The organism is Thalassotalea castellviae, from assembly GCF_031846185.1.
GTDB classification, from domain to species: Bacteria; Pseudomonadota; Gammaproteobacteria; order Enterobacterales; family Alteromonadaceae; genus Thalassotalea_H; species Thalassotalea_H castellviae.
The window spans coordinates 1-25,359 of sequence record NZ_JAVRIF010000013.1; the positions used below are offsets into that span (position 1 = coordinate 1).

At 36.5% G+C, this 25,359-nt stretch carries 23 protein-coding genes and 1 pseudogene; 21 read left to right on the plus strand and 3 right to left on the minus strand.

The genetic code is table 11. The annotated features are described in order from the left end of the window. From RM573_RS16760 to RM573_RS16825, 14 genes and pseudogenes are all read left to right on the plus strand, one after another. On the plus strand, positions 1 to 522 hold a 522-nt coding region (locus RM573_RS16760), incomplete at its 5' end, for a hypothetical protein (RefSeq protein WP_311584735.1). Between the two features lie 85 nt (positions 523 to 607). Continuing rightward, complete coding sequence (locus tag RM573_RS16765; RefSeq protein WP_311584738.1) at positions 608 to 967, plus strand: hypothetical protein; 360 nt, start codon at positions 608 to 610, stop codon at positions 965 to 967. A gap of 202 nt (positions 968 to 1,169) precedes the next feature. Continuing rightward, positions 1,170 to 1,424: a type II toxin-antitoxin system Phd/YefM family antitoxin gene (locus tag RM573_RS16770; protein ID WP_311584741.1), complete on the plus strand. Its 255-nt coding sequence runs from the start codon at positions 1,170 to 1,172 to the stop codon at positions 1,422 to 1,424. After that, entirely contained in the window at positions 1,417 to 1,677 is a 261-nt protein-coding gene (locus RM573_RS16775; protein WP_311584744.1) for a Txe/YoeB family addiction module toxin, read from the plus strand. Before RM573_RS16770 ends, RM573_RS16775 begins: the two co-directional genes overlap by 8 nt. 150 nt (positions 1,678 to 1,827) lie before the next feature. After that, positions 1,828 to 2,106, plus strand: a pseudogene (locus RM573_RS16780) (type II toxin-antitoxin system RelE/ParE family toxin). Continuing rightward, the gene (locus RM573_RS16785; protein ID WP_311584747.1) at positions 2,106 to 2,399 is read left to right on the plus strand and encodes a HigA family addiction module antitoxin; all 294 of its coding nucleotides are present in this window, start codon (positions 2,106 to 2,108) and stop codon (positions 2,397 to 2,399) included. Before RM573_RS16780 ends, RM573_RS16785 begins: the two are co-directional and overlap by 1 nt. A gap of 119 nt (positions 2,400 to 2,518) precedes the next feature. Beyond that, the gene (locus tag RM573_RS16790) at positions 2,519 to 2,977 is read left to right on the plus strand and encodes a nuclear transport factor 2 family protein (protein WP_311584750.1); all 459 of its coding nucleotides are present in this window, start codon (positions 2,519 to 2,521) and stop codon (positions 2,975 to 2,977) included. Between the two features lie 120 nt (positions 2,978 to 3,097). Continuing rightward, entirely contained in the window at positions 3,098 to 4,507 is a 1,410-nt protein-coding gene (locus tag RM573_RS16795) for a serine hydrolase (RefSeq protein WP_311584753.1), read from the plus strand. Positions 4,508 to 4,842: 335 nt separating this feature from the next. Continuing rightward, positions 4,843 to 5,499 (plus strand): hypothetical protein, encoded by a 657-nt coding sequence (locus RM573_RS16800; protein WP_311584756.1) that lies wholly within the window; start codon positions 4,843 to 4,845, stop codon positions 5,497 to 5,499. Between the two features lie 202 nt (positions 5,500 to 5,701). Further along, entirely contained in the window at positions 5,702 to 6,613 is a 912-nt protein-coding gene (locus RM573_RS16805; protein ID WP_311584759.1) for a sensor domain-containing diguanylate cyclase, read from the plus strand. 259 nt (positions 6,614 to 6,872) lie between these two features. Next, positions 6,873 to 7,244, plus strand: coding sequence for a VOC family protein (locus RM573_RS16810; protein WP_311584762.1), 372 nt, complete (start codon positions 6,873 to 6,875; stop codon positions 7,242 to 7,244). A gap of 139 nt (positions 7,245 to 7,383) precedes the next feature. Further along, the gene (locus tag RM573_RS16815) at positions 7,384 to 7,758 is read left to right on the plus strand and encodes a hypothetical protein (protein ID WP_311584764.1); all 375 of its coding nucleotides are present in this window, start codon (positions 7,384 to 7,386) and stop codon (positions 7,756 to 7,758) included. 161 nt (positions 7,759 to 7,919) lie between these two features. After that, on the plus strand, positions 7,920 to 8,288 hold the full coding sequence (locus RM573_RS16820) for a hypothetical protein (protein WP_311584767.1): 369 nt from the start codon (positions 7,920 to 7,922) through the stop codon (positions 8,286 to 8,288). 48 nt (positions 8,289 to 8,336) lie between these two features. Further along, the gene (locus tag RM573_RS16825) at positions 8,337 to 9,086 is read left to right on the plus strand and encodes a hydratase (protein WP_311584770.1); all 750 of its coding nucleotides are present in this window, start codon (positions 8,337 to 8,339) and stop codon (positions 9,084 to 9,086) included. Between the two features lie 61 nt (positions 9,087 to 9,147). On the opposite strand, the gene RM573_RS16830 is transcribed toward RM573_RS16825, so the two are convergent. Together RM573_RS16830 and asnB are read right to left on the minus strand one after the other, a co-directional pair. Then, positions 9,148 to 9,924 carry a hypothetical protein gene (locus RM573_RS16830; RefSeq protein WP_311584773.1) on the minus strand — a complete coding sequence of 259 codons (777 nt, stop codon included), beginning with the start codon at positions 9,922 to 9,924 and terminating at the stop codon, positions 9,148 to 9,150. Between the two features lie 205 nt (positions 9,925 to 10,129). Beyond that, positions 10,130 to 11,794: an asparagine synthase B gene (gene asnB, locus RM573_RS16835; protein WP_311584776.1), complete on the minus strand. Its 1,665-nt coding sequence runs from the start codon at positions 11,792 to 11,794 to the stop codon at positions 10,130 to 10,132. A 450-nt stretch (positions 11,795 to 12,244) separates the two neighbouring features. Between asnB and RM573_RS16840 the strand changes: the two genes are divergently transcribed. From RM573_RS16840 to RM573_RS16860, 5 genes are all read left to right on the plus strand, one after another. Continuing rightward, a complete protein-coding gene (locus tag RM573_RS16840) occupies positions 12,245 to 13,441 on the plus strand; it encodes a pyroglutamyl-peptidase I (protein WP_311584779.1) in 1,197 nt (398 codons plus the stop codon). Positions 13,442 to 13,574: 133 nt separating this feature from the next. Next, positions 13,575 to 14,156, plus strand: coding sequence for a hypothetical protein (locus tag RM573_RS16845; RefSeq protein ID WP_311584782.1), 582 nt, complete (start codon positions 13,575 to 13,577; stop codon positions 14,154 to 14,156). Between the two features lie 78 nt (positions 14,157 to 14,234). Continuing rightward, positions 14,235 to 17,969: a choice-of-anchor U domain-containing protein gene (locus RM573_RS16850; protein WP_311584785.1), complete on the plus strand. Its 3,735-nt coding sequence runs from the start codon at positions 14,235 to 14,237 to the stop codon at positions 17,967 to 17,969. An 89-nt stretch (positions 17,970 to 18,058) separates the two neighbouring features. Next, complete coding sequence (locus RM573_RS16855; RefSeq protein WP_311584788.1) at positions 18,059 to 18,631, plus strand: MiaE family protein; 573 nt, start codon at positions 18,059 to 18,061, stop codon at positions 18,629 to 18,631. A gap of 121 nt (positions 18,632 to 18,752) precedes the next feature. Further along, positions 18,753 to 19,955, plus strand: coding sequence for a glycosyltransferase family 2 protein (locus RM573_RS16860; protein ID WP_311584791.1), 1,203 nt, complete (start codon positions 18,753 to 18,755; stop codon positions 19,953 to 19,955). Positions 19,956 to 20,079: 124 nt separating this feature from the next. Here RM573_RS16860 and rne read toward each other — a convergent pair whose 3' ends face one another. Continuing rightward, positions 20,080 to 23,091 carry a ribonuclease E gene (rne, locus tag RM573_RS16865; protein WP_311584793.1) on the minus strand — a complete coding sequence of 1,004 codons (3,012 nt, stop codon included), beginning with the start codon at positions 23,089 to 23,091 and terminating at the stop codon, positions 20,080 to 20,082. A gap of 595 nt (positions 23,092 to 23,686) precedes the next feature. Here rne and rluC point away from each other — a divergent pair. Both rluC and RM573_RS16875 read left to right on the plus strand, forming a co-directional pair. Beyond that, positions 23,687 to 24,643, plus strand: a complete 957-nt coding sequence (gene rluC, locus RM573_RS16870; RefSeq protein ID WP_311584908.1) for a 23S rRNA pseudouridine(955/2504/2580) synthase RluC — start codon at positions 23,687 to 23,689, stop codon at positions 24,641 to 24,643. 12 nt (positions 24,644 to 24,655) lie between these two features. Next, on the plus strand, positions 24,656 to 25,309 hold the full coding sequence (locus tag RM573_RS16875; RefSeq protein ID WP_311584796.1) for an HAD family hydrolase: 654 nt from the start codon (positions 24,656 to 24,658) through the stop codon (positions 25,307 to 25,309). Positions 25,310 to 25,359 lie beyond the last annotated feature (50 nt).

Below are 25,359 nucleotides of genomic sequence, written 5' to 3' on the forward strand. Positions count from 1 at the left end.
AGACTCAAAAGGACAAATAACAGTTGGCTTTTTGCTCATTCTTCGCTAATTTTAGCCAAACTGTTTTATTGCCGCTTAAAACGGCGTTATATACATTCGGATGTTCTGCATATTAAAAAGGATTTGCTCATAAGTTTTATATTGCCATTTTTCTTGGGTTTTATGATCTGGTTTTTTTCGCCTGAAATTACAGGTAAAATTGAACCTTGGGATTCTGGAAGTTTGTATTATTTAATTTCCCTAATATTAATTGGTGTAGTTACTGGTTTGTTAAGCACAAAATATTTTTCATTGGTATATTTTGGGTGCATTTCGTTGGTATATTTGGCAGTTGTATTAAGCCAGATATTATTTTTAAATTATTTTTTACCTTATCCACCTTCACAATTTTTTGGTGTAGGTGTCATTTTTATATGCTTATCTGGTTTTATCTCTTTAAGTTGCAATATTATTGTCTCGTATATTAAATCGAACATATTGGTGAAAAATATATATAACAAGCTAATAAATAAGGACACGTAACAGTTGGCTTTCGTTCGTTCCTCACTATTTTAGCCAACTATTAATCAGCCCCTTATTTGGGCGTTATATGCAATATGGAGATCGCATGAAGTTCATCTATTTTATTATCTTATTTATTCTATTTGGTTGTTCTTCCTCAACATATTATGCTGGAGGGAAAGGAATCGAAAACTCAATTAGGAAAAGCGTTGTAAAAAGTTATACGAATAATGAAGTTTGGGAATTAAGAGCTAAACAATTGGGTTATGTCGAAGCACAGTATTGCCAAGTAGACTTTCGAGAAAATATTCCAAGTAAGAAATCATTTATTTCTTCTTTGAAGGTTAAAACTCAAAAACTTGGCGGTAATGGATTAGTTTTTGATTCATGCATTGTGAGTAGGAATGCTAGTTGTAATACTCACACATTATGTAGAGGCAGTGCTTATATAGTGACATATAAGTAGTTGCATATAATAAGCCATTACAGTAACGGGACTGCTAATAGCTTGCTCGGTTCCGCTTTGCTTCACTATTCTAGCAAACTATTATCAGCCCCTTAAATGGGCGTTAGCTGCCTTTTAAGCTCAGGAGTTGTCCTTAATATTGCACATGTATAATTAGTTGGTTAGACTTGTCTTATTAAATGTACAACTAATGAGGTGTTTTATGCGTATAGTATCGTTCACTGAAGCTCGAAATGGGCTTAAATCTGTTTTAGATCATGTCGTAAATGACGTGGATTATACCGTTATCACACGAAGAGACGCAGAAGATGCAGTAGTAATGTCGATGGAGCATTACAATAGTTTAATGGAAACGGTTCATTTATTAAAATCACCAGCTAACGCTGCGCATTTGTCAAAATCCATAGAACAATATAATTCAGGTAAATTTCAATGCCGAGATCTCGTAGATGACTAGGCAACTTGCATGGACAGATGAAGCTTGGAATGATTATGTTTATTGGCAAGGACAAAATAAAAAGACGTTAAAACGTGTTAATAAGTTAATTAGTGATTGTCAGCGTTCACCATTTGAAGGCATTGGTAAGCCAGAGCCATTAAAAGAGAACTTGTCAGGCTTTTGGTCTAGGCGAATAGATGAAACCAACCGTCTAGTGTATACAGTATCAGATTCATATTTAACAATAATATCATGTCGATATCACTACTAGTCCAAGCGGCAGCTAATAAGTTACTTAAAAGGACGCAAAACACTTGGCTTTTGCTCCTGCGATGCAAATTTTATCCAAGTATTTATGCGCCCATTAGTAAGGCGTTATATTTTTATCGATGAGTGATGCGCATCGCGCTATACTTGTGTCATGATTAAATCTTTCAAACATAAAGGCCTTAAAAAATACTTCCAAACAGGAAGTGTATCTGGAATTCAGGCCAAGCATCAACGCAAACTGCGCATGCAACTTAGTGCAATAGATACCGCACAAGAAATTGAAGATATCAATTTACCCGGTCGTAAATTGCACCCTGTCAAAGGGGAGCATGACGGGATTTAGTCTATTACTGTAAATGGAAACTGGCGCATTACTTTTGAGTTCATCGATGGTAATGCATACATTCTCAATGATGAGGACTATCACTAATGACTATACATAACCCACCGCACCCAGGCGAGTTCATCTACGATGTATATCTAGAGCCTGCAGGTTTTAGCTGTCGTTATTTAGCTAAACAATTAGATGTTGCATCATCTACTTTAAACCGAGTTCTTAAAGGGCAAAGTGCTATCTCACCAGAAATGGCACTTCGCTTGTCAAAAGCAATAGGTAGAACTTCCGAGAGTTGGTTAGCAATGCAAGATAACTACGATCTTTGGCACGCGAAACAACAAATAAATTTAACCAATGTCCACGCTGTAAACTTTACAGCGGTATAAAAAATGTAATAAGTTCCTTAAACGGAAAAATAACAGTTGGCCATTGCTTCGCTAATTTTAGCGAACCATTATTTTCCGCTTAACAAAACGTTATGTGAATTATCCACTAAGGAGTATCAATGAAAGGATTACTTTTAATATTTACTTTTACTTTTAGTTTATCTGTTTCAGCAAGCGAAATTGACCTAGATGAATTTGCTCAAACCTACTTTAAAGCTATGGTCGCAACTCAAGCACCAAATGCTACGAAAGATGATCTAGAAAACTATTTTTCCTTACTTACTGATGATGTTGGGCATTCTCATTTACCATGGGTAACAGATGACTCAAGGTTGCCTGATGGAAAGGAAGCAATGCGAAAAGGAATGCTATTTTATTTAGGTGCTCATACTGAATATAATGCCGAGTTACTTGATGTATTCATTTTTAATAACTCAGCTATTGCAATCAGGTATAAGAACAGCGCTAAAGGTATTCACCCTGAAAGTAAGCAGCCTCTGGCTTATACTCAAACTATGATGGAAGTGTTAGAAATGGAAAACGGTAAAGTTGCTATTATTCGCAAATACCACGAGTAGAATTCACATAACAAGCTAATAAACAAGGAAAAAACAGTTGGCTTTCGTTTGTTCCGCGCAATTTTAGCCTACGATTTTCATCCGGTTAATGCGGCGTTTTTTCTAAAAGGAGTTAAACCAATGGCTCGAAGTTTAGTGATAGTTTTTCTGCTATTTTTTGCTAGTTGTTCGTTAGCTTCTAGTAATAAGGGGAAAGAAGATGCTACGCACAGTAAACTTGCCAGTGTAGCAAACGACATTGCATTGCAATACCATCAGATGGGTTGGTTTTCGGGTAGCCTTCGAATTACTCAGCATGATGAAGAGGTGTTTTCTTCATCTTATGGCTTTCAAGATATTGAAAACAAAATTAAGAATAATGCACAAAGCCGTTATAATCTTGGTTCAATCATGAAAGACTTTACTAAAGTTCTGATATTACAGCAGGTTGAAACTGGTAAGTTAAAGTTAAACGACACACTCGTTTCTTTTCAATTAGGATTTCAACAAGTTCATGCTGATAAAATCACTATTGAGCACTTATTAAACCACAGCGCTGGCTTTGCTGATATTTTTGTCGCCGAATATCGTCAGGATCAACTTGCATTTGATACGATAGACAAGAAGTTAACGCTGTTATTAGATAAACCCCTTTTATTCAAACCTGGCACTGATCATCAATATTCGAACTACGGTTATGTGGTGCTGGGAGCTATTATAGAAAAATTAACGGGAAAATCCTTCGAATATCTTTTAACAAACAACATCTTCAATAAAGTTGGTATGAAATCAACGACCTTTAAGCCTCGTAATTCTTTCAAACATCAGTCGATACGATATACCTACCAATATGATAACGTGTTGAGGAAAGTTGGCATTACAGAGCATCCAAGTCCAGATGGAGGGATTGAATCAACGGTTGACGATGTGCAACGGTTTTATCGAGCGCTTTTTTATTCTGATAAGTTATTGAGTAACTCATCTGCTGTTAATCGCAAAGTATTTGCAATGGATAAATCACATTGGCGCGCATATGGCGGAGGACTTGGTGTCAGCGCAGCAGTGGAAGCCAATTTAGATAATGGCTATGAAATTGTTGTACTGGCAAACACTGATAAACTAGTCGCCGAACTTATTTCTGGTCGAATTCTATCGTTTCTTAAAACGGGAAAGTATGAACCGATTAAGCCTTTAGAAAAAAACTTTGCTTACAAGTATTACCAAGATGAAGGAAAACTACAATTCACTGAGCATTTCAAAAAGGCCTATATTGATAACGGGTATACGCAGTTTATCGGTCGTACAATCAATGAATTAGGGATGGAATTACTTAGTACAGAATCATGGGCAGAGGCGTTTGATATGTTTGATTATTTGATTTCTTTATTTCCTAATGCCTCTCAAGTTTACGACAGCCTTGCGTTTGCCTATTTATCGAAAGGGGATAGTGAGTTAGCGAGCAAAACGTTTAGTAAATCGTTACAAATTGATGCCAATTTCAACAGTGATTATGTAAGTGATAATTATGGTCATAAAAATAAGATCGAATAAATATACGCTTTATTTATCCATTTTTAGCTTTTTTCTTATTGTTTTTTTGTCTATTCAGGGGTGTTCAGCAAAACTCTTATTTAGCTCAAAGCGCTACTTCAGCGAAATTCATCAACCCATGGTTTATTTAGCCCTTCAGCGGTTAAATTGAATTTTTATAAATGGCAGACATAATCATAACTAACTGATTTAATAGAATGACTTTCATGGATAACTTTTTTTTTATAGTGGAATGTTAATTTCTGTTACAAGTTACGTAATAAGTTAAGGTCGTAAATATTTAATTAATATGATAATTTTTTGTTTCTATAGTCAATAAAGTTAACAGGGTAATAATGAATAAATTACAAAAAGCAGGTGGAGTCACGGCGCTTCTTGAAGCTTGTATTTACATATCGGCTTTCGTTTTTTTTGGTGTCTTTTGGAGTTTTCCTACAGGTGCGGATGCTGGGCAGCAATTTACATTTCTTGCAGAAAATCAAATCATCTTTTCAGTAGTTAATTTTATTATGTATGTACTGTTTGGCATATTTTTGGCTGTTGTAGTGTTAGCTGTTTATGAACGGTTAAAATTGAGTAGCCCGACGCTTTCAAAAGTTTCAGCGATATTTGGCATTATTTGGGTGGGTTTAGTGATAGCTAGCGGGATGATTGCAAATATAGGTTTATCTGCCGTCTTAAAACTATCAGAGAATGATCCCGAACAAGCTTTAATTATTTGGCGTACCATTTCTTATGTTGTTGAAGGAATCGGAGGAGGCAATGAAATTGTCGGTGGCTTATGGGTGTTAATATTAAGTATTGCTGCACTCAAAGGTAAAGTATTTCATAAAACATTAAATATTCTCGGGGTTTTTGTTGGGGTTGTTGGTATTCTTACTGTTTATCCTGCTGAAATTTTTACTGAATTATTTGGAATTGCACAAATTCTATGGTTTTTTGGGGTAGGGATAACTATGCTATTAAAACGAGAAAGTTTTCACAAACAATAAAGGAAAGTTTTTGCTCTGATGAGATCAATAGTAGTTATCATTTTGAGTCATTAATTACCCAAGCATTGATTGTTAATAATTATTAAAATTTACGAGTCTATAAATTTGTTTATTGAAATGAACGATCTTTTAAATTTTAGATTCAGGATAGCAAAGAGGTATGTAATGTTTTCTAGATGTTTGTTAGATAGTAAGAGGGGATATGGAAAATTCGTATGAATTTCTTAGCTTAGTTCTTGATTCTATCACAGAACACATTGTTGCTATTGACGAGACAGGTGACATTCAATTTGTCAATAAAAGTTGGCTAGCATTTGGTAATAAGAATGCCTGTCTTATCGGTGAAAACTGGAGTGGTGTAAATTATATTACTGAGTGTGAGAAAGCGTCGGCTTTGGGTGATGAGTTTGCCTCACATGCAGTCACTGGAATCCTTAGTGTTATTCACAAACGAAAGAACAGTTTTTATCTTGAATATCCTTGCCATAGTCCAGATGAAAAACGCTGGTTTATGATGCGCGTTAGTCCTTTTAGGACACATGGTCGAAATTATTTTGTTATATCACATCAGAATATTACCGAGAGAAAACTTGCTGAAGAAGAAGTAGAGAAGTTGGCTAGTTTAGATGGCCTCACTCAAATAGCTAATCGTAGAGCTTTTGATGATTTTCTAAAAGAAGAATGGCTAAGATGTTTCCGATTAAAGAAGACAATCTGTTTAGCCATCTTAGATTTAGATCACTTTAAATTACTTAATGATGATTATGGCCATCAATACGGCGATCAATGTTTGATAAAGGTAGCTGAATTGTTGAAAGAATTCACCAAAAGACCTAGTGATATTTGTGCAAGATATGGTGGTGAAGAGTTTGTACTTGTCTGGGGGAATCTATCGATTGAACAAGCAAGTCGATTATTACAAAAATTGTTAAAAAAAATACAAGACTTAAAAATAAGCAATAAAAACTCACCGGTTAACCAATATTTGACGGCCAGCATTGGTTTAGCTGTAATGTTACCAAATATAGAAAACGATGAATTTTTACTAACCAATAATGCAGATAAGATGCTTTATAAAGCAAAACGAGCAGGAAGGAATAGATTTGAAAGTTAATATTAAAAAGTCGAACTGTGTTTAAATAAAATTTTTTGTATTAATTGCTCTGGATTGTCATAGCAACATCTTAAAGTAACGGTTAGATTATTTAAGGTTAAAGTCTGATTCGCCATACGATTGATTATTGTTGTGAAAATATTTAAGTGGCTCAGGAGTATGTTATGGCAATGATTGTAAATTCAAAGCTATTTACTAAGTTGAAAAAGTTACGTGACAATTTTAATTAAACATAATCATGCTATAAGGATAGTTTATTATGAATTTAGGGGCATTTTCAGTCAGTTTGTCAGTGAAAAATATTGAAGAATCAAAACTTTTCTATCAGAAAATTGGCTTTGAAGTTGTAGGCGGTGATCAAACTCAACATTGGTTAATTCTAAAAAATGGAGATCACACGATTGGATTATTTCAGGGGATGTTCGAAGGTAATATTATGACGTTCAACCCCGGTTGGGATAAAAACTGTAACCCCTTAGAATCATTTACTGACGTGAGAGTGTTATTAAAAGAATTTGAGCAGCAAGGGCTAAATATTGCTCATAAAACTATCAATGGTGAGACTGGCCCTGCAAGTTTTGCACTTAAAGATCCCGATGGAAATTCGATACTAATAGACCAACATGTCTAATGCTTGCATTGTCTATTATAAATATTGCATTCTTGACGCTTTTTGCCCGTTGAAATATTTTACAATCAAACGGATTTCTCACTAAGCATGTTTGAATACATCAATTTATTTAGTAATGCATTTTAGTTAAAGGTTTGATATGACGATTATTGCAGCATTTGGTTTATTGATGATGTGTTTAAGCGTGTTCATGATAATTAAGCCCGATTATTGGTCTGACGCGATAATAAAATTTAGTAAAATGACTTATTTCCATTGGTTTGAGGTGTTAAGTCGGTTTATTTTCGGGTGTGTTTTTCTTTATTATCATCAAAGTACACAAAGTCCACTATTATTTAACTTTCTTGGTTATCTATTGATCGCCGTCAGTATTGGCTTATTGATTGTTGGTGAAAATAACCATCAAAGATTTGCCCTTTGGTCAGCACATAAATTTAGAAAAATATTTAGACCTGCTGGCTTCCTGTCATTTGCTTTTGGTCTGTATATATTTTATATATCTATTAATCATTAACTTAGTGTTAATTATTCTGGTGAACAACGGATAAATTTCTTGTGATTTCAATCTGATTAGCTTATGTTAATTGATTGAAATTACTCTATATTTTAAATGTTCTATTTCAATTGAATAATGATGAATTCTGATGGTTGTTATCCGTCTATTTTGGAAGGTTTATGGGTTTTAAAACAGGCATGATTGAAGGTACTAACATTGTTAGGATTGATTTGGTTGGTGCGGTTACTTTTGATGAACGAATTCAAGCAATTCATCAAGTATGTACAGAGCATTATAAAGTTCAAGCTAAATTAAAAATCCTGATTGATGCAAGGCAAGTCAGTAAAGAATTAACTCAAAGTGAACAGGTGATTCTTGGCACATATGCCGCTTCTAGAGAAGAATTAAAAAATGCATCTGTCGCTGTGCTGGTTGTAGCTAGTCAAATTGTTCATTCACAAGCGATTCAAAAATCATCAGAACTAGGCCATGAAATAAAACTATTTCATACTGAAAGTGAAGCCTTGATCTGGTTAAATTCGAAATAATCAGAGGTGTTATTTAACCTCTGATTTTACCCATTTTATGGAGTCTTTATGACAGCTTTCACTCAAGCGGCTCAAACACTGCTTAATCGTCGTCAATTTGGTGTAAAAGCCCCTCGATTAGATGAATCCATTCGTCCTAATTCCATTGATGATGCGTTAGCAATACATGATGAAATGGCGACTATTGAGCCTGTGAGAGGCTGGAAATGTTTATTACCGCCTGCCGAAGATAAAATTATTGCCGCCCCCATTTTTAATATGCAACAACACTCTTCCACAGTCACTTTATTGGAAGATAACCTCGTTGCTCGTGTTGAACCTGAAATTTGTTTCGTGCTTGGTAAAGACTTACCTGCTAAACCTTCAAACTATACTGAAACAGAAATAACAGCAGCTATTGGTAGTGCCCATATGGCCCTTGAACTCATGCAAAGTCGTTTTGCCGATGATGCAGGGCAAAGCTTTTATGAAAGTTTAGCCGATTGTATGTTAAATCAAGGCGTTTACCTTGGTCCTGAAATAGATAAAACCACTGCAATTAATTTACATACGATAACAATAAAAGTGGCCCAAGGTGAAAACATCAGAACACTTGAAGGTAAACACCCTAATAGTCGCGCCGTTGATGGTTTAATTTGGTTAGTAAATTTTATGAATCAACGAGGAATAGGGTTAAAAGCAGGAGCAGCTATTATTACAGGATCTTTTAAAGGTATTGTTGAAATGGCATTTGATATTGAAACGACTATATCTTATGAAGGCATCGCCGATTATTCAGTGACGTTTAAACGAGCTTGATAGGGGAGAGTTTAATTAAACAGGGAGAAGTTCATTGCTAAACTTCTCCATTTTAAAGTCACTATAAACTAGGAAGCACCGTTTTCTGAGCTTGGTTTTCTCTTTCTATTTTTTCTAACCGTTCGATTAATAACGTTATCGACATTTCAAGTTGATTAACACTTGTCGCAATTTCCATTTGTTGGTTATCTCTGCCTGAAGACTTTTCTTCAAGCGTTGAAATTAGCGTGTTTAATTCGGCAATTTTTGGTTGTAAATTATTAGCTGCCGATAGTTGATCAGCTAATGCGGTAATATTAAATTCTGCCGAAGTAAGTTTATCACTGACGTTATTAATGGCGGAATTGGCCTGGCTGATTTGTTGGCTTTGGTTTTTATTTAAGGTGTCTTGTTTGATACTTGTTGAGTGCAAAGCTTTAATTTCACTTTGATTTTTACGCCATGCAGACGCCCACAGTTTATCCATTTCACTCCAAAGCTTTTCGGTTTTTTCGCTAATCGCTTCAAGTTTAACCTTTAACGCTATGGTGGATTCACCCATTTCTTCACCCGTGGCGGAAAGTTGATTTTCTAATTGTTGGATCCTGTTTTCAGATTCGCCAATTAATTGTTGAAGTTTTAAGTTTTCTTGATAAAAAAACCATGATGCACCCGCTAAGGCGAGATAAATTATCAAGGTGAGAACAACATTTACCGGAGATGATTTCGTGTCAGAGCTAGTGGTTTTATCTAGTTGTTTACTGTTTTTTGTTTGAGCCGAGCGCGAAGCATTCACGGCTTTGACTTGATCATGATCTAAAGTAATAGATGGGATTTCAGGTTCGACACGATTAGACAAAATAATACCTATATGAAAATTAAACAGCTAATAGGTAACTTTAAAACAAAATGATGAAATATTTAACAAGTTATTCAGAAAAAAACGTATATTTTATAAAAAAAACCGATGAATAAGTATATTCATCGGTTTTTTGTAAAGTTATAGGCTTAAAGTCAAAGTGACACGGAAGAATTACCTAATCTCTCTCTTTATTTAAAGTAGCTTAATAACTTTCGTTATGAACACTTAATACAGCTCGACCAGAAGGGTCCGCATTGTTTTTAAAGCTTTCATCCCATGCCAATGCTTCTTGAGTACTACAAGCAACAGATTTTCCACCAATAACGCAATCGGCAGCACTTGGTAATGGATACTTCTCTTCAAAAACACAACGGTAAAAGTATGCTTCTTTACTGTCTGGTGTATTTACTGGAAATTTATACGCAGCGCTTTCAAGTTGTTGATCAGTGACTTGTGTGTCGATAAAGGCTTTTAAACCATCAATCCAGTTATAACCAACGCCATCAGAAAATTGTTCTTTTTGGCGCCATAATATTTCTTTTGGTAAATAACCTTCAAATGATTCACGTAAAATTGCTTTTTCCATTTTACCGTTGCCACACATTTTATCTTGTGGATTAATGCGCATAGCAACATCCATAAAGTTTTTATCTAAGAAGGGTACCCGAGCTTCAATTCCCCAAGCCGACATAGATTTGTTCGCACGCAAACAATCAAACTTATGTAAGCGATCAAGTTTACGGTTTAATTCTTCATGAAATTCTTGTGCATTCGGTGCTTTGTGGAAGTATAAGTAACCACCAAAAATTTCGTCGGCCCCTTCACCGGAAAGCACCATTTTTATGCCCATCGCTTTAATTTTTCGGGCCATAAGATACATAGGGGTAGAGGCACGTATTGTTGTGACATCGTAGGTTTCAAGGTGATAAATGACTTCTTTGAGTGCGTCGATACCTTCTTGCTCAGTAAAAATAACGCTGTGATGAATTGTTCCAATACTATCTGCAACAGTTTGGGCTGCAATTAAATCTGGTGAGCCTGCTAAACCACAAGCGAAAGAGTGAACTTTTGGCCACCAAGCTTCGGCTAAGTCGTTGTCTTCTATACGGCGTGAAGCAAACTTTTGCGTGATTGCTGAAATTAAAGATGAATCTAGCCCGCCAGAAAGTAATACACCATATGGAACATCTGTCATTAAATGACTTTTTACTGACTCTTCTAATGCTTCACGAATTTTTGTTGTGCTAGTGGTGTTATCTTTAATGGCATCGTACTTATGCCAGTTACGTTTGTAATACTTTTGAACTTTACCAACTTTACTATCAAGAATATGTCCCGGAGGGAATTCTTCAACGGTTTTACAAATAGGCATTAAGGCTTTCATTTCTGAAGCAACATAAAAATTACCATCTGCGTCATAGCCAGTATAAAGAGGAATAATACCGATATGATCACGAGCAATTAAATAGCTATTGTCGTCAGCGTTATAAAGACAAAAAGCAAACATGCCTTGCAGTTTGTCAACAAATTCTGCGCCAAATTCTTCATACAAAGGTAAAATCACTTCGCAATCAGAGCCTGTTTGAAATTGATAATCAACATTTAATGTTTTAGCGAGCGTTTTATGGTTATAAATTTCGCCATTAACGGCTAAAACATGGGATTTGTTTGCGTTATATAAAGGTTGAGCACCATGTTCTGTGTCAACAATAGAAAGTCGTTCATGCACTAAGATCGCATTCTCATTGTGATAAATGCCAGACCAATCTGGACCACGGTGACGTAATAAACGAGAATATTCTAAAGCTTTTGGGCGTAATATTTCAGCCCCTGATTTTATATCTAATATACCAAATATCGAACACATTGAAGCGCTACTCCTTAATATAGTTTTGATTTATACAATTATAATAAATTGATTGTGGACAGCTAAAGGGTTGTTAAGTGCGTGCTATTTTCAAAAGGTGGAAATAATAACGACAAAAACAACAGTAAGTGGAACTTAACTGTTGCAAACACTTTGACAGCATCTAAATAAAAATCAAGCGCTAATTTGAACTTTTTGTAATTTAATTACATTTCTTGATGTCACATTTTTAAAGGGCTATGAGGAAAACCCTTTAAAATAAGCGGCTAGAGAGTTATTGCTCTAATTTTAATCTAAATAACAGGATATAGATTGATTTAATATTTTTAGTCGATTGTTATTATAAGGGTGTTAACTTTTAACCGAGTCTACTATCATTGTTAAACACCAAGTAATTGAATAAACGTAAAATCTTTTATTTCACCATCATATTTACTGAGAATAACCCTAATGAAACTTTGTTTAAAAACCAGCTTTATTATTGCTACGCTAATTTTAACGCCAATCACTATGGCAACTGCTGTGCTGGCCACTGAAGTTGATGAACGTTTACTTAATGTTGAAGAATTAAGAATTGATGTAGCCAAAAAACAAATGCCTCAAGTATTTATACCATTGGTAAACAGAGTTGAGCAATACCGTAAACAAATCAATCAAGCCAGAAATTTAACCGCATTGACCCAAATCACTATTCGTCATAGTGAAAAACTGTGGCAAGAAGCGGTCAAGTCGTTTGATGAAGTAGGGCGATATGATGACCGATCTTTATATTGGGCTCGTTTACAAATGCGAAAATCCCTGCAGTTAAGTGCTGCATATCAACAATTATTACCGATGCAACAACAACGTTTATTGTGGCAGTTAGAATTGCTTTCTCGTGGTAAGAATGATGTCAAATTTGATAAAGGGACAGATAAAAAGATACTTATTACAGGCTTTGATCCATTCTTTCTTGATAGAAACATTAATCAAAGTAATCCTTCAGGGGTTGCCGCGTTGGCGTTAGACGACTTGGTGATCAGTCGTGACGGTAAAAGTGCGGAAATTGAAACTTTAATTGTCCCTGTGCGTTTTGCCGATTTTGATCAAGGTATGATTGAAACCTTACTTGCTCCTTATTATCGTCAAGTTGATATGATCATCACGATCAGTATGGGACGTGATAACTTTGATTTAGAACGCTTTCCAGGTTTACGCAGAAGTGCTAAAGCGCCAGATAATTTAAATGTATATACGGGTGCCACTGCCCAACAACCTTTGCTTCCTATTTTTAAAGGCAATAATTTGCCGTTGGATGAATTCGTTGAATTTAGCTTACCGGTAAAAGCTATGCAAAAAGCAACAGGCAAATTTAAAATTAATGATAATAGAAAAGTCACAACTTTACGCCAAACCACCTTACAGCAACCAATAATGGCAATGTCATTAAATGATTTAAAAGGCTCTGTGTCCGTTCAAGGTAGTGGCGGTGGCTATTTATCTAATGAAGTTTCTTACCGTAGTATTGTTTTACGAAATAAACTCAACCCGGTCTTGCCGGTTGGTCATATTCATACGCCTAGGATCAAAGCTTACCAACCTAAAATGTCTGCTGATATTGTTAAACAAATTAAACAAATGTTAAATCATGCGATAAGCGCTATATAGTCCAAAGAGGAAGTAAGTAGCTTAATGTGATAACAACTCTTGTTGTTATCACACTGATAAAATTATGGTGTAATAATTGCATTTGTCTTCGATTAATAAACCTCGTTATAAAATTGACAGATGAGTGAAAAATATGACCTTAAAAAAACAGTGTTTAATAGTAAAACCTCTACAAGTATTAACGCTTTCTACCTTGATGGCTTTACCGAGCCAAGCGATAGAAACAAATTTTTCATTACATCAGGGCAGTGAATCTAACACTCAAGGTATTTCATTAACGATTTCTGACAGTATTAGTAGAGGCAGTAATTTTTATTGGAATGTCGGATACAGTTATTTAGACGACGTTAAAGTTGAGTGGAACCAAAGTGATTTGTTTTTCAAAGTAGACACTGTCGATGCCATCATTAGTTATCGCTACAAACCTAGATCGTACAACCAAACGATGAAAAATTTTACTTTTGAATATCAATTTGGTGCCACTATGGCACTCACTGAAAATAAATTTGTTTGGCCTGAGCTAAATGAAGAAAAATACTTTAGTGAAACAAATGATATCAATGCCATGCTTGGTTTTAATGTTCATTATGATATGAGTAAAAACACCTCAGTAAATGTTGGTTTTAGATATCATCCAAGTTTTAGTGAGTTTGAAGATATCACCAGCCTCTATTTTGGTTTTACCTATAAATTTGGTAATCAATTTGGTTATTAATTTAGCCTGAAAATTCTAAACTATAATGAAGAAAGTTATTTCAACTATATCGTCAGTGATGCAACTGTAGGAAAGTTTATGCCGTCTAAATCCAAAATTGCTGCTTTTATCTTAATCAACGCTATTTGTTTTCATAGCCATTCTGCTCTTGCGGTTGCTTGTCCTGTTCCTGCACCTGTAAACGATGCCGATGGTGATGGTTATGACGATAGTTTTGATATTTTTCCCAACGATATTACCGAATGGTATGACACTGATTTAGACGGTATCGGCAATAATGCTGATACTGATGATGATGGTGATGGTATAGCCGATAACATTGATGATAACAATGACGGTGATCCTGTTGTCGATTTTCATGATCCTTTTCCTGAGGATGCCACGCGTTGGTTAGATTTTGATGGAGATTGCCTTGATGACAATGAAGACACGGACGATGACAATGACGGAACGTTAGATATCTTTGATGCTTTTCCGCTGAATGCTTCTGAATTTGAAGATACTGACAGTGACGGGATTGGTGATATTGCTGATAATGATGACGATGATGATGGTGTTATCGATATTTATGATGATTTACCAAAAGATCCTCTTGAACAAGTGGATACTGACAGTGATGGAATTGGTAATAATGCCGATCCTGATGATGATAACGACGGCGTTTTAGATGCAAATGATGCATTTCCACTCGATAATTTAGAAAGCGTTGATCTTGACGGCGATGGTTTAGGCGATAACGCAGATAGTGATAATGACGGTGATGGTTTTGCCGATGCCATAGATGTATTTCGGGATAACCCCGATGAATGGTTAGACAGTGACAGTGATGGTGTCGGGAATAATGCTGATTTTGATGATGATAACGATACCGTTTTAGATGCTGATGATGCTTTTCCGTTAGACCCTAATGAGTCTGTTGATACAGACGGCGATAGTATTGGTAATAATGCCGACAATGATGATGATAATGACGGTATTGCAGATGGTAACGATGCCTTCCCGTTAGATGCGAATGAATATCTAGATACCGATGGTGATGGTATTGGCAATAATGCCGACACCGACGATGACGGGGATGGATACCTTGATGGTGATGATGCTTTTCCTTTAAGAGCATCTGAATATATTGATACCGACGGTGATGGTCGTGGTAATAACGAAGATGAAGATGATGACGGTGATGGCATTTTAGATGTTAATGATCCTGAGCCATTGGATATGTTAAGAACTACCGATACTGACGGTGATGGTATCGCTAATATAGACGATTTAGATGATGACGGCGATGGTGTTAATGATGCCAATGATCTATTTCCGCTTGATCCCAATGAAACCGACGATTTTGATCGCGATGGTTTAGGAAATAACGCCGACGCAGACGATGATAATGACGGAGTTATCGATTCAAATGATGATTTTGTTTTTGATAGTAGCGAGTGGTTAGATACCGATAACGATGGTTTAGGTAATAATGCTGACAATGATGATGACAACGATGGTTATATCGATTCAGATGATATCTTTCCATTAAATAATCTCGAATGGTACGACTTTGATGGCGATGGTGTTGGAGATAATGCCGATGCCGACGATGATAATGATGGTGTGTTAGATTCATCTGATGTTTTTCCCTTTGATAACAGTGAATGGGTTGACACTGATAGCGATGGCCAAGGAAACAATATTGATATCGATGATGATAATGACAGTTACCTAGATAGTGAAGATTTATTCCCGCTAAATAATCTTGAATGGCATGATAATGATATTGATGGGATTGGTAATAATGCCGATAGTGATGACGATAATGATGGCGTTTTAGATGACGAAGATGCGTTTCCGTTTGATGCCACTGAATATTTAGATACTGATGGTGATGGTATCGGCAATGTTAATGATATCGATGATGATAACGATGGCTATTTAGACTTTATTGATGAATTACCATTAAATCCAAATGAAGCCTTTGATGCTGATGATGATGGTTTAGGTGACAATGCCGATCCCGATGATGATAACGATGGCATGAGTGATGAATTTGAAATTTTATACGGACTAAACCCTCGAAATGCAACAGATGCGACGTTAGACTCTGATGGTGATGGTGTGTTAAATCATGAGGAACAGATCAATCATACTAACCCATTAGTTGATGATTATCCGCCAGAATTGACGACACCTGTGGCCATAAATATTAATGCTGAGCATACCTATACGCAATTGACTTTAGATAAATTATTATCTCTTACGCAAATTACGGCTTATGACGGAAAAGACGGCCCTAATTGCTGTGAAATTCTGCCACTTGGTTTTGAAAACGGTGTAGCCAACTTTCAATCGGGTGAAAACTTGATCACTTGGCGTACTGAAGATCTCGCTGGCAATATAGCTACCGTTGAGCAAGCGGTGAATTTTGCTCCTTTAGTGAGTTTTGCTAAGCAGCAATTTTCTGCCGAAGGGAGTTTTGTAAAAATTCAAGTCGAACTATCCGGTGAATCGCCAAAATATCCATTAGAAATCCCTTTTAGTATTAGTGGTGATGTTGATAGCTTTGATTATCAAGTTGATGAACAAAAAGTCGTGATTGAATCTGGTGTCAGTGGTTATGTTGAGCTTTACCTGAGACAAGATAATCAACAAGAAGGGCAAGAAGAATTAATCGTGACTTTTAGTGCAAGTGTTAATAGTGCTAACAATAAGCAACATACTATTTTCATTTCTGAAGATAATATCGCCCCTCTTTCTACCATTAGTGTCTTCCAACAAGGAGAACAAGTTTCTTCTATTGTTAAAGATTTAGGTGAGGCGCACATACTACTTTCCATTGATGATGCCAATACTACCGATAAACATATTGTGAGTTGGGATATCCCCGATTTTGTCAATGCTGAAATAAGTGCTAATCAATTAAGTGTTTATATTGACCCAGAAGCGGTTGTTTTACCTGAAGATGCTCACCAATTAATCTCGTTTTCTGTCACTATTACCGACAGTGGAACTGGTGAACTTAGTCAACAACAGTTTATTGATTTAGCTTTATTTGAACAAAGAGCAAGATTAGATTCTACTGACACGGATTTAGATGGCATCCCTGATAACATTGAAGGATTTACCGACCTTGACGGTGATGGTATTCCAGCTTTTATGGATAATTCTACTATTGCTTACATGCAACCGTTACATGTTAATGCTGCTCAAACTAAAATTATCGAAACCGAGCCAGGCTTGCGTTTAGGGCTTGGAAAATTTGCCAAGTTACAGTTTTCGGATGGGGTACAATTATCAGCCTTAGAAGTTGAAAATACTCAACTGATCTCAGCTGATGACTTGACGCATATCGGTGGCTATTTTGATTTTATCATTGATAAAATCGTGCCTTTTGGTCGTTCAGTATCGGTAACGATTCCTTTAACTGAAGAAATTCCTAGCAATGCCGTGTACCGTAAATATTCGATTGAAAATGGTTGGCAAAACTTTGTTGAAGATAGTGAAAACTCTATTTCATCAAGCCCCTTAGTCAATGGCGTGTGTCCTTTTGCTGATAACAGTAGTTATCAATCAGGGTTAAATGAAGGTGATGTCTGTATTCGTTTAACCATTGAAGACGGTGGTGTTAATGATGCCGATGGTGTCGCTAACGGTGTTATTGACGATCCAGGTGTCGTTGCTTTAATTCCAAATAGTGAAGTTGCTAAAACTGTTGATCCCGAGAAATCAAGTAGTGGCGGGGTGGTTTATGTGTTGGTGCTTTTATTATTAACTGCGTTCGTGCATAGAGCTAAACACTTGCTTTGCAGTATCATCCGAATTTAATCAAAGAAATATTAACTAACACTTTGTCATAAAAGCTTTCATTGATAAAATGCCGGCTTATATGATCAAAGTGTAGGTTTTATTAAATAATGTTTGAATTGAAGTACAATACGCCATTTGAGTGGACAGAAGCAGTAATGGCAGATTTTGATGAATTTTTAAAAGATCATGCCGCTGCTGAAAAGAAGGCGTCAGGTATGGCAATTACCATGTTGTCACATTATCCAGATCGTAAAACGCTAGTGAGAGCCATGGCAGATTTAGCGATTGAAGAGTTAATCCATTTCAAGCAAGTACTCAAACTTATGCAAGCGAAAGACATTCAACTGGCTAACGATTCAAAAGACCAGTACATCAAAGAAATTAGATCACTGTTTCGTCATGGCAAAGAAGTGTTTTTCATGGACCGTTTGCTTGTTGCTGGCGTGATAGAAGCGCGAGGGCATGAACGTTTCTCATTGGTGGCCCAAGCTTTACCAGCAGGAAAAGAAAAAGACTTTTATGTGGCGATAGCAAAATCAGAAGAAAAACATAAAAACCTTTTTGTGGAATTAGCTTATGAATATTTTGATAAAACAGAAGTTGATCTTCGTTTGGAAGAAATTTTAGTAGCAGAAGGGGAAATTTGCGCAAAATTACCGTTTCGTGCCGCCTTACATTAATCGTTAAAGGTGTTAAAAATTATCGACTTTGTATTTGGCTTAATACTTCACGTTATAGGATATTAAATGCCATATATTAGTGATAAAAATCAATTAAACCATATATTTTAAAGCGACTTAGATGAATAACTTTGCTAAGTACTTAACAAAATACGCTGAGGATGAAGTGAGCTTACTTGCCACGTTTCCTCAGCACAAAAGTTTCTCTCATACGCTGATTATCCCAGCTTATAAAGAAAGCCCAAGTTTTATTGATTCATTTATACGTTCATCTTTAGTTGATCAAAACGTATTGCTTATAATCGTGATCAACCAACCTGAATATGAAACCGACTCATACCCGCAATCGGCGCTTGCTCAACATGGCTTAAGTACAGGGAAAGTTACTTGGCAGAGCGACAATTTAACGTTAGTCGACATGGATAATAGTAATTCGGCTATCTTAGTTATTGATCGCTTTACTCAGCCTATACCTAATAAACAAGGCGTTGGATTGGCTAGAAAAATTGGTGCTGATGTTGCCTGTGCTTTGATTGAACAAAAAGTTATTAAGTCAATGTGGTTACATTCTAGTGATGCAGATGCTCAATTGCCTGACAATTATTTTACAAGTTTAATGGATAATCAAAGCCACACCAGTGTCGCGGCTTGTTATAATTTTATCCATAGCTGTGACGATAAAGTCATTGAATCTGCTAATGCTATTTATGAGCAGGCGTTACGCTATTATGTAGCTGGATTAAGTTACGCAAAATCTCCATATAATTATTTTACCATTGGCAGTGTGTTAGTGTTCCGAGCGCAAGCGTATGTTACTGTTCGCGGTTTCCCTAAACGCAGTGCAGGTGAAGATTTTTATTTACTAAATAAAATTGCAAAGCTTGGCGACATACTTTGGTTAAAAAACTCTGTTCTTAGACTAGAAGCTAGAATGTCGGATCGTGTGCCTTTTGGCACTGGGCCTGCTGTTAAGCAAATTGTCGAATTATCGGAAAAAGGTCAAAGTTATCACTATTATCATCCTGTCGTTTTTGAGCGCTTAAAAAGTCTTTTGCATCACTTCTCTAGCTTGCATCAAAATCTTGATAATTTATCAGTTTGGTATAAAACAGGGAGCAATGATATTGAGTTTGCTTTAAAAACCATTGGTTTTGACGCGTTTGTCGATAAACAAAAGGGGATAAACGAAAAACAATTTAATAAACAATTGTTAGTGTGGTTTGATGCTTTTAAAACTTTAAAATTTATCCACGCTTTAAAAGATAATTATTATCCTAACATCCCGATAGAAGAAGCGATAAGCCAAGCTAATTTCGTCATCTAGGCTTTTATTTTTTGCTGGGCTAACGTTATCAAAGCTTAAAATATTAAAACTACTTATGTAAATAAAAAAGCGGAACAAGTTTAATCCTGTTCCGCTTTTATTTTACTTATATATTGTCGAAGACTTAAGGTTTAGTAGGTCCTGCAGCGCTTCTATTTACGACATGTGAAACCATCGCCATACGACCTGAAATAAGTGCCGCTTTGCGATCTTCATTACTATAAAATTCACGTGGAATTTCATTTACGGTATTAATAGTTTCAGGCTTAGCCATAGCCGAAGAAGCGCGATGTTGAGTTCTCACTTTCTTGGTTATTTTCTTTAACTTAGCCGGTACTTTTGCCGTCGCTTCTTTACTTTTTACTTTCGTTTCAACTTTTTCAACTTTTACAGCTTCGTCAGTGTTAACCTCAACTTTTTCGGTCTTGGCAATTTCAACAGGTTCAACGGTAGTTGTTTCAACATTGACTGGCGCTGGTTTTTCTGCATCCGATTTTGCGTCTTCAGTATCTGCCTTTGCTTCTACAACTGCTGTTTCGTTGGTTTCAACAATAGCTTCTTTTTCTGAAGTTGATTCTTCATTGACTTCAGTGACAGCCTTGTCTTCTTTAGTTTGCTCTTTGCTTTGTACAACAGCAGCTTCAAAAGACTTAGCTTCTGATGAAGTCGTTTCTGCTTGCTCTGTTAACAGTTCGCCTTGAACACTTGATTTGCCATTTGTTTGATCGGCATTTGTTTCATCGGCTTTGTTGACAGAAGTGGTTTGCTCTGGCTTAGCTTCAGCTTTTTCAATTGCTGGCTCAAACGGTAGATCTTGCTGAATTTCAGTTGAGTTAGTCGCTTGAACAGCTGTTGATTCGCTTTCAGGGTAACGTGTTTCAATTGGATCAACGTTATTATCAAAGCTATTAGTCTCTGTTGCTTCTTTAACATCATTGTTTTGACGACGACGTTGACCATGTGAGCGTAGATGACGAGGAGAACGTCTATTTCTAGGACGTTGTTCATCACGAGCCGGCTTGTCAGTTTTTGCTAAGTTTCCAGCATCTTGTTGCTCGTTTGCTTGAACTGCTACGTCTTTTTCAACATCTTTCGCTTTTGGCGCATTACTTTCGTTAGCTTTTACCGGAGCTTTATCTTCAGTTACGCGTACTTTTTTACGATTATTGCGACGTTGACGACGTTCCGCTACTTTCTCTTCTTTAGGCTTTTGATTACGTGCTGCTTGAGGTTTACGATTAGGCTTGTTTTGACCTTCACTCGTTTCTTGTTGCTCTTTCGCTGTACGTTTGTCATTGCGTTTATCGTTTTTATTGTCGTGTCGATTATTGCGACGTTGACTATTACGGTTCCGCTGCGGACGACGTTCTTGATTACGGCCTTTATTCTGACTGTTAGACTTATTCGCTTTTGGTTTTTCTTCTTTAACTTCTTCGGTAAATAATGATTTTAACCATTTAGTGACACCCGCAAATAGACCTTCAGATTGCACCGCTTCTTTTTTAACTTCAACTTTTGGCGTTGAAGGTGCTTGTTTTGGTGCAGACATGCCTTGTAGAAGTGGTTCATCTTTTTTAACTGCCGTGTGATCAAACTTCGGCATCACCGCTTCTTCAGCGGTGGCTTCTTGTATTTTAACAAGATAGCTTGCTTCTTCTACCGATTCATCTTTACGAACACGCACCACTTCATATTGTGGTGTATCCATGTTCGGATTAGGAATGATTAAGACACGCACCCCATGATGTTTTTCAACATGAAAAACAGAACGACGTTTTTCATTTAATAAGTAAGTAGCTACAGGTACAGGTACTTGTGCTTGAACTTGTTGGGTGTTGTCTTTAATTGCTTCTTCTTCCATTAAACGAAGTACGGATAACGCAAGAGACTCTACACCACGGACATGGCCCGTACCGTTACAACGAGGACAAACACCTTGGCTTGTTTCACCAATAGAAGGGCGAAGTCGTTGACGAGACATTTCTAAAAGCCCGAATCGTGAGATCCGACCTAATTGGATACGAGCACGATCAGGTTTAACAGCATCACGCATACGGTTTTCAACTTCACGTTGATGACGCACTGGTGTCATATCGATAAAGTCGATGACCACTAAACCACCTAAGTCACGCAAACGTAATTGGCGGGCAATTTCATCAGCTGCTTCTAAGTTGGTATTAAACGCGGTTTCTTCGATATCACTACCTTTTGTTGCACGGGCAGAGTTAATATCTATTGAAGTCATGGCTTCAGTAGGATCAATGACAATTGAACCACCAGAAGGTAAACGTACTTCACGTTGGAATGCCGATTCTATTTGCGATTCGATCTGATAATGCGTGAATAAAGGTACGTCATTATCATAAAGTTTTATTTTACTTAAAAAGTCAGGACGCATCACTTCGATACGTTGTTTAACACTTTCATACGTTTTTGGACGATCTATAAGTACTTCACCTATATCACGGCGTAAATAATCACGAATAGCACGAACAATTACATTACTTTCTTGGTGAATTAAAAAAGGAGCAGGGCGACTCTGAGAAGCCGTTTCGATACGCTGCCAGTAATCTAATAAAAGATTTAGATCCCATTCTAATTCATCATAATCTTTACCAACACCAGCGGTCCGAACAATTAAACCCATGCCTTTGGGGAGTGATAATTTGTTTAACGATGCTTTTAAATCCGTTCGCTCATCACCTTCAATGCGACGAGATATGCCACCTGCTCGAGGGTTGTTTGGCATCAATACTAAATAGCTACCGGCTAGACTGATAAAGGTGGTTAAGGCTGCGCCTTTTTGACCGCGTTCTTCTTTATCAATTTGCACAATAACTTCTTGGCCTTCTTTTAACACGTCTTTAATGTTAGGGCGGCCTTGAAATGTATAACCTTTGGGGAAGTATTCACGGGCGATTTCTTTCATAGGTAAGAAACCGTGACGCTCAGCACCGTAATCAACAAAAGCCGCTTCTAATGACGGCTCGATACGAGTGATTTTTGCTTTATAGATATTGGCTTTTTTTTGTTCGTGACCTGGACTTTCAATATCTAGATCATAAAGTTGTTGACCATCAACAAGCGCTACACGCAATTCTTCTGATTGTGTAGCATTGATTAACATACGTTTCATAGTTTTTGTGACTCATTTATGTCACAACACACTATTTGCTTAGTGCACAAAGCAATCTGTCGCTAAGGTAACAGCGATTTGTCAACCTCTCGGGTGTCATCTTTATTGCGCCATATTACGCAATAAGCTGTTAAAAATTTCTGATTGTCACTCTTACAACAAGGTTTACCTTATTGTTACTGTATTCTTTATGTGCTCAGCAAGCGTGCTGTGCTCTTTTGATAACCGTTTACTTAGTGATAATCCGCTTAAGACTTTTCTTAAGTGTCGCTATCATTTGAAAAAGGTAAAAGTTATCAATTCTTATTTAAAAAGTGCTTTATTCTCGCTGGACTAAATTGTTTATGCGTTCTAATTGACATGATATTTAAGTCATTTTCGCAATTGGCCGTTCTGTTAATAAGTCATTTTTGTCGTAATGCCTATTAATGTGGCCGCAATTTGCCTCTTACGTTTCGCTAAAAGCTTCCATTACTGTGTTGCAAGGTTAATTATAATGCAACTTTACTATTATCCCATTCTTTTTATGAAAAACGCAATAAAATCGTTAGTTTATTTAGCTAAAACCATAAAAAAGTGTGATAAACTCCCGCCTATGACTGAAAGTAATAAACCCCAAGTCAGATTTATCACTGTTGACAGTGAAGATGCTGGCCAAAGAATCGACAATTTTCTCTTAAAAACGCTTAAAGGTGTGCCGAAAAGCATGATCTATAAACTTTTGCGTAAAGGGGAGATCCGTGTCAATAAAAAACGTTGTAAACCGGAATACAAGTTGGTGAATGAAGATATTCTTCGTATTGCGCCTATTCGGGTTTCTGAAAATACTAACACTGTTTCTACGCAGTTGAATGTGGTTGCTAACTTAGAAAAACAAATATTATTTGAAGATGACAGACTAATAGTTATCAATAAACCTTCGGGTATGGCTGTTCACGGTGGTAGTGGACTTAGTTTTGGTCTAATTGAAGCTTTAAGGGCATTAAGACCAGAAGCGAGAATGTTAGAATTGGTACATCGCCTCGATCGAGATACTTCTGGTTGTTTAGTTGTGGCAAAAAAACGTTCAGCGTTACGAAATCTTCATGAGCAATTAAGGAATAAAAAGGTTCAGAAGTTCTATCATGCGTTAGTGAAAGGCCGTTGGTCGGCTAAATTAACTAAAGTGACTGAATCTTTAAAGAAAAACGATTTAAAATCAGGTGAGCGGGTGGTTATTGTTGATAACATCAATGGTAAAGAATCTGAAACGCGCTATAAAGTATTACAACATTTTCAAGGTGCTACTTTAGTGAGAGCGTTTCCGGTCACCGGTCGTACCCATCAAATTCGTGTTCACTGCCAATGTAAAGGACATCCGATAGCGAGTGACGCTAAATATGGTCATCCTGATTTTGATGCGGATATGAAAGCAAAAGGCTTAAAACGTTTGTTTCTTCATGCAGCAAGTATTGAGTTTACTCATCCATTGACTGAGCAACGCTTGAAAATTGAAGCACCACTAGAACCTTCTTTAGAAAAATTATTAAAACAATTAAAGCAAGAGCAATAGGTTTTAAGTTCGATGCATCATTATAAAGTTATTATATTTGATTGGGACGGTACGGTAATGGACTCCGTTGAACGTATTGTTTCTTCCATGCTTTCCGCGGCAAAAGACGTGGCGTTAACTGTCCCAACGGTAGATCAAATTAAACAAATTATCGGTTTAAGCATACCTGAAGCCACGAAACAATTATTTCCACAAAGTACTCCAGAACAAGCTGAAGCTTTGCGATTAAGTTATAAAAAGCATTATGTTGAAATAGATAAAACGCCTACACCGTTATTTTCCCATGCAGAGCAGTTATTTACAGACTTATTAGCTCAAGGGAAATATCTTGCTGTTGCGACAGGTAAAGGGAGAGATGGTTTAGAAAGAGTTTTTGAACTATCTAATACAAAGCATTATTTTCATACTTCTAGGTGTGCAAAAGAGTGTAAATCAAAACCCGATCCGGATATGCTCAATCAAATTCTAACCGAATTAAACATTGATGCTAGTGAAGCTGTAATGATCGGTGATACTACACATGATATGTTGATGGCGAAAAATGCCAATGTCGATCGAATTGGCGTAACCTTTGGTGTTCATGATCATCAGGCGTTAAGTGAATATCAACCTAAGGCAATTGTTGACTCTTTATTAGCACTATCAAATTTGCTAGTTAAATCATAAATTAACTGATTTTTGATGAAGAAAAGGCACGCGATGACGTGCCTTTTTTG